The organism is Spiroplasma endosymbiont of Melanargia galathea, assembly GCF_964031075.1.
GTDB classification, from domain to species: domain Bacteria; phylum Bacillota_I; class Bacilli_A; order Mycoplasmatales; family Mycoplasmataceae; genus Spiroplasma_A; species Spiroplasma_A apis.
This window is the reverse complement of record NZ_OZ035000.1, coordinates 399,733-413,758: the sequence shown is the minus strand read 5'-3', so window position 1 is coordinate 413,758 and position 14,026 is coordinate 399,733. Positions and strand designations below refer to the sequence as shown.

The 14,026-nt window shown below is 28.2% G+C and carries 6 protein-coding genes; 1 reads left to right on the top strand and 5 read right to left on the bottom strand.

The features are described from left to right. Nucleotides 1–349: 349 nt before the first annotated feature. Complete coding sequence (locus tag AAHM92_RS01885) at nucleotides 350–5,632, bottom strand: ABC transporter permease (RefSeq protein ID WP_500222879.1); 5,283 nt, start codon at nucleotides 5,630–5,632, stop codon at nucleotides 350–352. A 126-nt stretch (nucleotides 5,633–5,758) separates the two neighbouring features. Here AAHM92_RS01885 and AAHM92_RS01880 point away from each other — a divergent pair, with 126 nt between their 5' ends. Continuing rightward, nucleotides 5,759–8,086 (top strand): hypothetical protein, encoded by a 2,328-nt coding sequence (locus AAHM92_RS01880; RefSeq protein WP_500222877.1) that lies wholly within the window; start codon nucleotides 5,759–5,761, stop codon nucleotides 8,084–8,086. A gap of 26 nt (nucleotides 8,087–8,112) precedes the next feature. Here AAHM92_RS01880 and AAHM92_RS01875 read toward each other — a convergent pair whose 3' ends face one another. From AAHM92_RS01875 to tig, 4 genes are all read right to left on the bottom strand, one after another. Then, a complete protein-coding gene (locus AAHM92_RS01875) occupies nucleotides 8,113–8,892 on the bottom strand; it encodes a hypothetical protein (protein ID WP_500222875.1) in 780 nt (259 codons plus the stop codon). 26 nt (nucleotides 8,893–8,918) lie between these two features. Further along, nucleotides 8,919–10,157 carry a replication-associated recombination protein A gene (locus AAHM92_RS01870; protein WP_500222873.1) on the bottom strand — a complete coding sequence of 413 codons (1,239 nt, stop codon included), beginning with the start codon at nucleotides 10,155–10,157 and terminating at the stop codon, nucleotides 8,919–8,921. Between the two features lie 64 nt (nucleotides 10,158–10,221). Then, nucleotides 10,222–12,603, bottom strand: coding sequence for an endopeptidase La (gene lon / locus AAHM92_RS01865; RefSeq protein WP_500222871.1), 2,382 nt, complete (start codon nucleotides 12,601–12,603; stop codon nucleotides 10,222–10,224). A 103-nt stretch (nucleotides 12,604–12,706) separates the two neighbouring features. Beyond that, nucleotides 12,707–13,996 (bottom strand): trigger factor, encoded by a 1,290-nt coding sequence (gene tig / locus AAHM92_RS01860; protein ID WP_500222869.1) that lies wholly within the window; start codon nucleotides 13,994–13,996, stop codon nucleotides 12,707–12,709. Nucleotides 13,997–14,026: the final 30 nt, after the last annotated feature.

Below are 14,026 nucleotides of genomic sequence, written 5' to 3'. Positions count from 1 at the left end.
GACTTCGTTCAAAGATTTTTTATATTCTATAAATGTGTTTTTGTAAACCTTTAGTAGCTTGAATCTTTTAAAAATTAATATTCAAAACATAATTTGAATAAATCAAATGAAGCCAATTGCAAAAATATAAATCGCAAAAATATAAGGAAGATCACTTAAAAGTAAAATAACTAAAATATTAAAAATACTTCCTAAAAGGAGTATAAATTTCAATGTTAAATTTAGATTATACTTTTTCACACTAATCACCTTAAAAGTTATATTATCACAACTTTATTAAAACCATATAATTTTCATAGAAAAAACTACTTAATAAGTAGTTTTTGAAATATTTTTTATATTAATTGTTTTATCCTGTCATTAATGAACTTGGAGGTTCCTTACGAATCTTTCTGGTTGTTATAATTGTTGATAAAATAAACATACCAACGACTAATATTGTTGAGACAAACGGTGCCCACCAAGTGTAACCAAATGGAATTGCAATGAAATTATTATTTATATATGTTGTTATTCCGAATATAACTAAATAACTTGTTAAAACACCCGTTACATAAGTAATCATAGAGAATAAACTTACAAATCCAAATGAGTATTTAATTATTTTTCAGTTAGAGTATCCAAGTGATTTCATTATGATCATGAACTTTTTGTATTGGTTTACATAAAGATCAGCAATCAATGTTGTTGCTAACGAAGAAATAATAATTATCATAGATATAAATAAGGTACCTATTGAAATAATCAGTTTAGATATTTGGTCAATAAGTGCTTGTTGTTGTGATAAGAACTCGGTATCTGTCGTTTCAACCCATAGTTTATAAGTGCTATCACCGTTTATAGTATCTTCACCAATTTTTGGATTTCTTGAGAAAGATGCTTGAGTTGTTAAGAAATAAGGTTCTTTTGCATTAGAATAAACTCCATTGTATCAAAGATTCGGTCTTATGCTTCTTTGTTTATCGTTTGTTCCATATATTAAATTGTTTGAACTCTCATTATTTATAAGATTATTAGGATTAACATAGTCATATGTATTAACTTTTACTCCATTTTCTGTGTAACTACCAGTATTTTGTGAGTTTTTATCCTCATATTGATAATTGAATGGCAAGTACTTGTCAATAGAATATCCATGTACTAAGTTAACGATATTTTGATCAGCGATGATTAAGTTATTACCATACACTTTAAGGTCTCCAACTGATTTAAGATTAATTTTTTTTATATTACCGCCAGATATTTTGTTTCAATCCATAGTTTTGTTTGCGATGGCAAATGGATTATTTTGAGATTTAAATGATTGTCACAAAAAGTTTTTGTAAGAATCTGTTAATTGTGATAATTCGATACCTGTAAGGTTTGCTTTTGGTTTCTCATATTTACCCCTTACATCGTAATACAAAGAGTATGGTCTTATTCAAACATAATCATTGCTTTTTGTTGCAGGATCGATATTTTCCCATTGTTTAACTGTGTCTTTTGGAACATTATCTCTATTGATATAACCAAACCATTCAGAAGTATCTTTATTTCCTAAATTTTTAATAGCTTCAAATCTAGTTGCTTTTGATTTAGGTATGAATAATGTTATATTGTCATATTGATAATAAGGTCTTATTTCAGCTTTAAGAGTTTCATGTTCATTTTCGTCATATTCACTTTGTAAATTAAAGAATCCATAAGAATCTTTAACCAAAGAGTTAGGAATAACATCATCATATTTTTCGAACCCTTTTTTAGTACCATTATTGTAATTGAAAATAGGTGCATAAGTCATCTTATTAGCTGAAAGAGCACTAGCTCTGAGTCAACCTTTATCATCTTTTAGGTCATGATTTAAGAATTTTTGATAATCTCTATCATCATACATTCAAGCTTCATTAGGTATATTGGTTTGATCTTCAGACAATACTAAACGATCTGCATTGAAAGTTAATTTATCTAATAAATCATCTTTGAAAGGATAAATTAATTTTGCTTGACCATTTGTAATAGTTGGGATTGTTAATTCCCCGTTATCTTTATCGTAAACTTTAAAATTATCAATATAAATATCTTGATTTTCTTTGCCATAGATGACATCTTGCAATTTTCTTGCTTTATACTCACTTAAAAATATATTATTTTTAATATTAGAAAAGTTGTATGCATTTTGTGTTGATTGAAGACCAATAATAGACAATTTATTATTATTAGTCTCAGCATTAATTTTTGTATATAGATTATCTACAGTTGGAATATAATTGTTAATTGTTCAACCAAATTCGAATTGATTTTGTCTGTTTTCTGACTTGTTAAAGAAGTTTTTAATGTATGAAGGTGTTTGAGAAACAATAACATCTAGAATTTGCTCTTTTCAAGTACCTTCTCCTTTTGCACTAGTATTCATAAGTTGAGCAATTATTGGTGGAAATGTACTAGACAATAAATCTGATGCAGTTTTTACCTTTTCTTTTCTCGCCATAAATTCATCACTTTTGAATTCATTAGAGTGAATAATTCAATCTAATGTTTTTTGTATTTCTCCAAGAGATATACCTTTTCCTAAAAGTTGATTGATATTATTACCAAATATGCTACCAATAATTGATACTAGGCTGTTATTGTCTTCATTTTGGTTGTTATTGATTGAGTTTGATAAAGTTTGATAAAGTCATTCAGATTCTAATTTACCATCCTTAACATTTAGGGTTAAATGTGGTAATACGGAAGTATCTGAAACTCCACCTAAATTTGATGGTGCTTCTGAAATAGATTTTACTTCATCTCCAAAAATACCTTTTGAATCATATAAATATTTATCATATTCTTCCACTCCCTGCCAAGCAGATAAAGATGTTTTTGACATCGGTGCATTACCAACTGACTCAACATTTTGAATATTATTCGCGTATTTTACATTTTTGTAATAATTGCTTAGTGCAACATCAACGACACCAAGAAGTGTTAAACAACCAGAAACTATAAACGCTGATAGAAACACCATTGCGCCTGTCAATAAGGTTTTTGAAAATCCAGAAGCAGCTAACTCAATACTAAATCTTGTTGTGAACTTAGTTCTTTTTGTAAGTTTAAATTTAAGATTATCAAGAAATTTTATACGTTTGACAACGTCTTTTTTATCCATAATTGTAAGGGCTGGTTTTCTAGTTAAAATGTAAGCTACTAGGTATGACACTAATCCAACCAACAATCCAAACAATAGAAATGCAATCAAGAATGATTGTCAATTAAAAATAACTTGTCAATATACACCACCCATATAACTTAAAAAGAATCGGGCAATGGTTTCTTGGGTAAATGCAGCAGTTAATCAAGCTACTGGTATAACAAAAATCATTATAAAGATCCCATATCAAACATATGATAATGAAATTTCACTAGCTTTTGCACCTAATGATTTTAAAATTCCTATTTCACTTGAATTCATTTCAATAGTCTTTTTAACTGTAATACCAGTTGCAACTAAGGCAATTAAAATAACAACACTGCTTAAAATTATGGAACATAACTTGAATATTTCGACAACTTTTGGAGTTAGTTCTCAATTATAGGCAAATGGTGAACTTGAAAATTTAGTGAATTCCTCACTGCTTTCAGAGCTATTGAATTTTACATCCTCATCGTTGCTCAATTTGTTTAAAGTTGATAAACTTCTAACGATTTCAGATGGGTTATTGAATTTGCTAGCTACGAATCTAGACATGTTTTTATCCAAATTTTTTTCGTTTGATTTGTTTGTTACTAAGGTGTACAAAGTTTTAGTAATTTGTTTTTGAAAATCTTTTGAAATAACACTTTCAAAAGTCGCATCATTTCCATAAACAATCGCTGTTTTAGCACTATTAGGTATCGCTTCTAGAGTATCGCTAATTGGAAAATAACTAAGAGGATCTGATGCTAAACCACTTACAATAAATTCACCACCACCAATAGTTAGATTTTGTCCTAATTTTATGTGTTGTGCTTTTGCAAATTGACTATTTATAATAACTTCATTTTTATCTCTTGGTTTTCTTCCTTGGTAAATTGTTAATCGTTCACTTCAAAGAGGATCCAAAACTACCATACGATATCTTATTTCAGTTAAATTATCTTGAAAAAGAAACTCAGCTCTTTCTTCAATATTTAAATCACTAGCTTGCCCAATCAATTGATTACGCAAGTAATAAAGTTTTGGTGTGCTTACTTTACTTCTTGTAATGATATTTCTATCTGTAAAACTATTAAAACTTGTATCATATGACAATACCTCATTTAAAGTTTCATTTGGGCTTTCATTTTTAAGTATTATAGATTGATTTGTTGTTCCAACACTTCCAGCAACTCTATCTTTTGAATCTAATTGAACTAAAAATTGATTTAGCGAACCTCTCGCACCAAATTCATAAAGATCTTTTGCCTCTTGTAACACTAAACCCTTGTAATTTAAAACAGCCGACTCATTTAGATTTAAAGTTTGTATTCATGGTTTGTTATCTATATTAACTACCATTTTATTAATTTTTGTGATATTTTTGCTTTTTTCTACATTAAAAACTCTACCAAATATGAATGCAAAAAGCACATTCGCAATGGTATCGTTATTGTCATTTCACCCAAAACCAGCTTCTTTATAATTTTGATCAAAATTATCTTTGACACTTTCTAAAGTATTGTTTTCAGCAGTTGAAATTGCTTGGTTAACATAATATTTTATATAATCACAAGACATATAAAATATTTGACTTAAAACAGTTTTTAAAGAAGTATATAGATAAATGTCATAGGGATTCAAATTTTCTTCATTGTAACCCTTTACAGAAAAGTCTTCAAACTTGATTAAAGATTTTTGCTTTAATTGGAAAAATGGAGAGTTTATCAAATATGGTGCGGTTTTTTTATCACTACCAATACCATCTTCGCCATCATATTTAAATAGATCATTTAATAACAATCTTTTAAGTTCTTCTGAAGAATTCATAAAATAATTTTTTATTGGTTCTGGTTTGTTATCAAATTCACGGTACATTCAACTACCATCTATATGATTAGTTCAACCATCTTGATTTGGTGGGTATATTGCATTACCATTCAAACCATCATATTTATAATCAAAAAAACTCTCTAAAAAATCTTTTGATTTAACCATTTCAAAATAATATTTTTTAAGTTCTCAATTATCAGAAAAACCTTTTGTTAAAAAAGTTTCTCTATAAGTTGATTTATAATCATTGGTTAGACTTTTAAAATTCTCATCGTCTTGATACATACTGAAGTCAAAATTACTTATATTGAAATTGTAATTAATTCCAGAATCAAGACTATTATATGAACTACCATCACCAAAAGTTTTTGTTAATGATTGAAAATTAATGAAGTCCATCATTGGTACAAATTTCGCATCTTTTTTACCATTGGCCTTAACACCGACATCTTTACTAGAAATATAATCAAAACGATCCATTTTTTCCATAACTTTGTCATACTCATTTGTTAATCTCTGTGATAGAGAAAGTGAAATAGTTAAAACAAAAGTTGATATAAATCCTAAAATTATTATTATTAAAAATTGTATTCTAAATTTAAATATTCCTTTGAAACCTTGTTTTAAATATAATGCTAGTGTAGATTTTCTTTTCTTAAACATATATTCCCCTTATATTTTTTAGTATTTACATATGATTATTATAAATACATTTTTAAATTATTAAAGTTTTATATTAAATAAAAATATTATAATATAAATATTAAAATTGCTTTAAAAGAGGTTGAAATGAAAAAATTACTTATTATATTGTCATGTATATCAATTGGAACATCAACGGTTTCAGTTACAGGGTGTACATTAGTTAATTATGAAAAACAATATATTGCCAACAAAATAACAAATCTTGTTAATGTTTCTAGTACACTTCTACGAAGTGCTGTAGTTAATGATTCTTCTGGATTAGACAACGACTATTTACAAAGTATTCTTCTACCTAGTAAAGCAAAAGATATGAATACTGCTTTTGGTGAAACAAAACAAACAACTATGGAGTCATTAAGTAAATCTTATTTCAAAAGTTCATTTAACACAGATAGCATAAAAAAATTGGGAGAAAACTCAAATTTAACACTTGGAGGTAAGAATGCTAATACATCCATAGATAAAGTTATTGATTATGGGTTAATTTTCCTAACCGCTATTAAGTCTAGTGGTGGTATAAATACTCGCTTAGCTGGTTTTTTAGAAGGAGCCCTTCCAATTTTAGCTAATCTTATAGTGAAAGATGGCAATGTTAATCTCCCTATTCCTGATGATATTTTGACTAACATAAGTAAGAATGCAGGTTCACTTGCTAAAGCAATTACCTTTTTATCTAAATCTGGGCTATTAAAAGGAATAATGGATAACTTTTTGAATGTACCATTTTTAAAAGCAATCGAAAATAAAGAGATTGGGAATATTATTTTAAGTGTAATAACAGGATTATTCAAAATATTTAGAAATTTCAGAGAGTTTGAAAACTACATAAATAACGAAATGTTCAATGATTTTCCACAAAGAGAAAAATTAACAAATAAAGACATACAAAACTCAATAGTAATAAGAATAAACAACATACTTGTTGATTTAACAGGTAAAGGAAAAATAGAGTCAAATAAATATAAAAATATTGTAGGTGATAATGATTTTCTAAATAATATAAGCGATTCAGCTTTAGAGTTAATTAAAAATATAAACAGTGTAAAATTTCTAAATATTATTTCTCATATCGATGACTTATTTTTCATAATCGGTGGGTTTTTACAAATAATTGGTTCTATTGATTTTGAAGATTACACTCCAACTGATTCAAAACATTTATATGCTACAAATGAAAGTAATAGCGTTTATCTAGAAAACTTACGAAATAAACCTTTTGAGAGTTTTTCATTTAATAAAGTGGTTAAAAACTTAGCAATCGCAACAAGTAACATTGATAACCCAAATGGAATTAACATGCAAAAACTATTAAATTTAATTATTTACTCAGGTGGTAGTGATATAGAGATAAAAGGTAAAAAATGAGATTTTAATAGTATTTATAATTTACTAGTAAAAATAAAAGGTAAAAAACAGGGCGTTCAATCACCATTAGGTATATTAATAACTGGTCTAGGAAATGGGTTAGTTGGTAGTTTACTTGATCCAAATCTAGCAGAAAAATTAAAAAGTTTAAATCCAGGTTATCTTATAACCCAAGTGGTTGATAATATTACTCAGAATACTAATACTAGTGGTTTATTCTCGCTTATAAAATCATTATCATCTTCTATAAATTTGGATTATAGTCAAAATAATGAGAAAATGGTTCAACCTTTTAGTGCTCTTTATGACGAAGATTCGACATTATTCAAAGAGTTATTAAATTTAGAAATAAATAATAAAAACTTTAATCTAAGCAATTTATTTAACGCTAACATAATGGATGGCATGACTATATCTGATTACCTTAAAAAATTGTATGAAGAATTTTCTACATATGCACTAAATAAAGAAACAATTCAAAAAAGTACAGATAAAATCAAAGAAGGAATTGAAAGTATTTGCAAATTGCTTACAGAAAAAAATATCGAATTAAAAGAGAATGATAAGATTTTTAAAACTGGCCTATCTTCTTTAGAAGCAGCGATGTACACAACTCAATATAAAGGACTAATATATAAAAGTCCTGATGGTGATTTAAAAGGAACTAAAGCTGCAATGTACCTTTTAGGTTATAGGCAAGAAAATAATACATTTGAAGGAAACTCTATTTTGGGTGGAGCAGAAAAGATTTTTGCAGATGAAAATGTGAAAAAAATCGTGAACGATGCTATTGATTCATTAAAGTTAATGCAAGAGAATAAACGAATTTATATTAACGACAATTTTAAACCATATTTAAGTGAAAACAACTTCATAATCGATGAAATAGAACATGATGGATTTGAAAATAATAGTGATGCAAAGATCAATTACAATATTATATATACCGATCCAATAACAAAAAAGGTAACCAAATATGCAGTTAAAATTAAACAAATGAATTATATGGAAGCTTGGGAACTAGAATCAATTTTAAAAATAAATTAAAAACTTGTACAAAAGTACAAGTTTTTTTAAATGAGAATCATCATTGATATAATTATTGAAATTAATCCAACGGGTAATAAAAATCAACATACTCATAGTTTTGATTTCCACTTAGATGCATATCCTTCTTTTCTAATTTTTGGTTTCTTTTCTTTTTTTGGAGGAACAATTTTTATTTCTATCTCTTTTTGTGAATTCAATGGAGGTGCTTTTCTTCAATTTGGGTTTTCTTCTATAGGTTTTAACTCTTCGTGTTTTTTTTCATATTTATGTGGAACTATTTCTTTTGCCTTTTCTAAATCTTCGTCAATCACTTGTTCTTTTTCATTATTAGCCAATAATGGATCATCAGATTCAGGTAATATTTCTATCACTCCATTTGTGGAACCTCTCAAGGTGTCAATAAAGTGTTTGGCAACATCTTTGTTAGGTGTTGCAAAAGTTATTCCATTACCAAAACTATCGCTTTGTAATGAAACGTAATTAAGTCCTTTTGGAGTCTTTGCTAGTTGTAGTTGAATTTTTTCCAGTCGATATGAATCAAAAGGCAAATACCTTATTTGTGTGTTACTATCATTATCAAGAACTTCCAATGTAAAAGTTCTTTTTGTGGTTATAAAAACAACTCCTAACATATCATCATCATATCTTTTAAAGCTTGCTCAAAGAGCAGAAAGTACTTCTTCATTTTCGTTGAAGTACGTTTCCATATTACTTCAAACTTTTTCTAGTATGTTCTTGTAATTTGGCATTCAATTATAACCATTCTTGGCTAAATCTTCTACTATTTCTAAACTGGTTTTCATCTTAAATGCCTCCTTTACTTATTTTATTATTTTTTATTAGTAAATTTATAATAAATTTCTTTTAATTTTTTCTCATAAGCTGAGTGTGGTTTGAATTTAAAATACTCACGGTTTTTTATTTCATTAGGAAGATATTGTTGTTCTACTCAATCATTTTCAAAATTATGAGGATATTTATACCCTAAACCATAACCTAGTTCTTTTGCGTTTTTATAACTAGTATCTCTTAAAAAATTAGGAATTGGTGGTGTATTACCTTTAGCTACATCATCTAGTGCTTCATTAATGGCTAAATACGATGAGTTAGACTTTTCACTTAAAGCCATTTCAATAATAGCCATTCCCAAAACTAATCTTCCTTCTGGCATACCAACTTTTCTAAAAACCTCACATGCTTGGTAAACCCTAGTAGCTATAGCTGGATTTGCCAAACCAACATCTTCATAGGCAATAATTATCATTCTTCTCATCAGGGTTTCGTAGTCACCTAATTCCATAAGTCTAGATCAATAATGTAGTGCGGCATTAACATCACTTCCTCTTATTGATTTTTGTAGCGCACTCTTTAAATCGTGGAATTCATCACCAACACCACTACCTCTAATGTAAGACTTATTAAATATTGCATTTATAATTTCAACATCTATTTTTTGATCTTTGTATAAATTAAAAATGATTTCTATTGCATTAATTGCGACTCTTAAATCGCCATTTGCATAATTACACAAATGTTCAAATGCATCTTTTTCAAATTGCAAGTCTATATGGTTGTTCTTTAATATCTTTACTAAGCCTTCTTGCATTTCTTCCAAAGTGATATTATTTAATTTCATTATAGTACATCTGCTTCGAATAGCTGGATTGATGACAAAAAAGGGATTTTCGGTCGTTGTTAAAAATACAGTAATCTCACGCGACTCAATAAACTCTAATAAAAAATCTTGGATGTTACGATTCATTCTATGTATTTCATCAATTAATAAAACTATTTTTTTGTTTTTTGAATGTTCCACAATTTTTAAAAGTTTATCTTTTTTGTCATTAGCAGCATTAAAACAAATATATTCTAAGTTCAAGTCATTAGCTAATGAGATAGCCATAGAGGTTTTTCCGATACCTGGTGGTCCATAAAAAATGATGTTAGTTATAAAATTTTTTTCTTTCATTTTATAAATTATTCCGTTTTTTTTATTTAATAAATGTGTCTGACCAACTATATTATCCAAAGAATTTGGTCTCAACAAGAAACTAAGCGACTTAACCATATTTACCTCCATACACTATATGTATCATACCAAAATAAAAAAACCAATTTCTTGGTTTTTCTAATTAATGTGATGCTTCATCTGGTTTGTTTGAAATTGTTGCAATTGGTAATTCAGTTGTGAACTCTTTTGCTTTTACACCAAAAACGTGTTCATAAACTTGCTCATATTTTTCAACAGGAACAATTTCTAATTCATTTCTAACTTCCTCTGGAATATCATCTATATCCTTAGTGTTTTTAAATGGTATCAATATTTTTTTCAAACCACTTCTATGAGCAGAAATTGATTTTTCTCTTAATCCTCCAATTGGGAAAACTAATCCTCTTAGAGTTATTTCACCAGTCATACCAATATCTTTTGGAACCGGTTTATTTGTTAAGGCTGACACAATTGCTGATGTTATTGTAATACCAGCACTTGGTCCATCTTTTGGAACAGCTCCTTCTGGAACGTGGATATGGATATCGTTTTCTGTGAAAACTTCTTTAGGGATATCAAAGGCTTTATAATTTGCCTTTACAAAGTCATAAGCAATTGTTGCAGATTCCTTCATAACATCACCTAATTTACCAGTTAAAATTAATCCACCTTTACCAGGGAAATGATTTACTTCAATTGGAAGAATATCTCCCCCGAATTGAGTATAAGCTAAACCAGTTACTACACCAACTTGTGGTTGTTTTTCTTTTTCAGTGTGCTCAAATATTCGTTTTTTCAATAGCTCGTTAACTACTTGAGGAGTTACTTCAAGTTTTTCTAGTTCTTTATTTAGCATTTTTACTACAAATTTTCTTGTAATAGAAGCAATTCATCTTTCCAATTGACGTACTCCTGCTTCACGAGTATAATGCTTGATTATTTCACTTAAACTTTCCTTAGTAAAGTTTAATTGCTCTTTTGTAACAGCATGATCATCTAATACTTTAGGTACCAAATATTCATCTGCTATTTTTAATTTTTCTATTTCTGTGTAACTAGATAACTCAATAATTTCCATTCTATCGTAAAGAGCTTCAGGAATATTATCAGGATAGTTTGCTGTTGCAATAAATACAACATCACTTAAATCATATTCTTCTTCTAAATAGTGATCAGAGAATTTTGAGTTTTGTTCAGGGTCTAAAACTTCTAACATTGCAGAAGCAGGGTCACCTCTATAATCACTAGCCATTTTATCAATTTCATCTAGTAAGAAAACTGGGTTTTTAACTCCTGCTTTTTTCATACCTTGAATGATTCTACCTGGCATAGCACCTATATAAGTTTTTCTGTGTCCTCTTATTTCTGATTCGTCTTTAATACCACCTAAAGCAATTTTTACAAAACCTCTACCCATTGATTCAGCAATTGATTTTGCTAAACTTGTTTTACCAACACCCGGAGGTCCAACTAGAGTAATGATTTGTCCTTTAACTTTATTTGTATTTTGTTTAACAGCAAGATATTCGATAATTCTTTCTTTTACTTTTTCTAAACCGTAGTGGTATTTATCAAGTATGTCTCTTGCAAACTTCAAATCAGTTTTTTCTTCTGATTTTTCTCATCATGGAGTTTGCATCATTCAATCAATATATGACCTAATTATGTTAGCTTCACTAGAAGCTGCGGGAAGTCCCTCATAACGATCAATTTCTTGTAAAATTCTTTTTTTAATGTTTTCAGGAAATGGTTCATTATCAAGGCGTGAGCGATATTTTTTCATATCATCTCCTTCACCATCCATATCTCCTAATTCGTCTTTAATAGCCTTTAATTTTTCTCTTAAATAAAATTCTCTTTGTTGTTCATCAACTCTTGATTTTATTTTCTTGCTAATAGAAGTCTCGATGTCAGCAGATTGACGTTTTTCATCTAAAAAGTCATTAATAATTGTAATTCTCTTAACTGGGTCCAATTCTTCTAATATAGCTTGTTTTTTTTCTATTGGCATGAAAGGCATTAAATGTGCTGCACTATCAACTAAATAACTCGGATTTATGTGTGGACCAGTGTCTTTTAGTATGTCTTCCATTTCAGAAGGAAATTCATCTTGAGAAGTAATCATAACTTTTATATATTTTGTTATTTTATCTAATGCAGTTTTATCTTCGTTTTTGTTTAATTCTTTTTCCTCGTATTTTGCAGTGTAATAATCATTTAATTCGATTGATTTAATTTCTGTTCTTGAAATTGCTTTAATATTAACAGTTAAAGTACCATCTTTTCATTCTTTTTTAACGCTAACCTTCGCTAATACTCCAAATGTGAATAAATCTTCAATTTTAGGATCATCTTCAAGTGGTTTTTTTTGCGATACGATTAGGATTAGTCCTTCGTGATTAGCTACAGCTTCTTTAACCGCCAAGGTAGTTTTATCTCTACCAATTTCCAAAACTTGTTCAAATGTTGGATATACATAACTTCCACGTGTTACAAGTAACGGTAATTTTTTACTATTATTCATCTTTCTTCCTCCTATTTCGGTACAAAATTATATTATCACAAATTTTAGCACTTGCAAGGTTTAAGTGCTAAAAAATAAAAAAAAATACATTAAAAAATGTATTTTATCCATTATTTTCATATAAGAAAGTAACTAATTTTTCTCTTATAATTTCTTCTTTAACTTGTTCTTCAGGTAAGATAACATTTTTGATGTAATCTAACTCAAGATTAAATTGACTTGCTAGCAATTGATACTTAGCATCTAGTTCTTCTTTGGTAGCTTCAAATTTTTCGGTATTACGCACTTTATCAGTTACTAAATAACTACAAATTTTACGTTTTGCATCATCAAATAATTCTTCTCTAATGTCAGCATCAGTTAAACCTGTTTGTTTTTTATAGTCTTTCATTGTAAGTTTTTGACTTAAAACTTTACTTTCAAACTCTTTAAATAAGTTATCAATTTCTTTGTCAACTACTGACTTTGGTAATTGAATGTTTGATTTTTCAATGATTTTATCAATGATTTTATTTACAAAAGTATTTTTTTGAATATTAGTTTTTTGTTCTAAAATTTGTTTTTTAATACTATCTTCTAACTCTTTGTAAGTTTTAATATTTGGTAGATTTAAATCCTTTGCCAACTCATCGTCTTTATTTGGTAGAATTCTTTCTTTGATAGATTTGATATTTAATTCAAATTCCGCTTCTTTACCAGATAATTCCTTTGTGTAGTCAACAGGGAAAGTTACTTTTATTTTTGTTTTACCTAACTTTTTACCAATCATAGCATCTTCAAAACCAGGAATCATATTACCAGAACCAATTATTAATTGGAAATCAGTACCTTTTCCACCTTTGAAACTTACTCCATCAATAAATCCTTCAAAGTCAAACTTTACATTGTCCCCTTTTTTGATTTTATCTTCTGGTCCTCTTTCTTTTTCCATAACAAATTTTTCTCTGTATTGATCGATTGCTTTTTCTAAGTCTTCGTTTGTTACTTCAATTTTCTCTTTAACTAGGTCTTTTGATTTTAAACCTTTGTATTCACTAATCTCTATTTCTGGTCTTAAATCAAATACAAATTCAAGTTCACAAGAAGTTTCAGATACTTTTTTTGGTGTTGGAACCGGTGAATTAAAAGGTTGAATGTCAGTTTTTTGCTCTTTAGCAAAGTCTCAAGCCTTTGATAAAACTGATTGAACTGCTGCATTTAAGTACTTAACTGGTGTTAAATATTGTTCAATTTTCTCTTTGGGTGCCTTCCCAACTCTGAAACCAGGTATTTGAATCTTTGCTGCTGCTTTATTTTTACCTTTAGCAACTGCCTGTTTTCATTCTTCTCCATCAATTGTTACAGTTCATATACCTTGCACATTTTGTGCAGATTTTTTCGCACTAAATTTCATATTATTATTCTCCTTTATAATATTGACAAA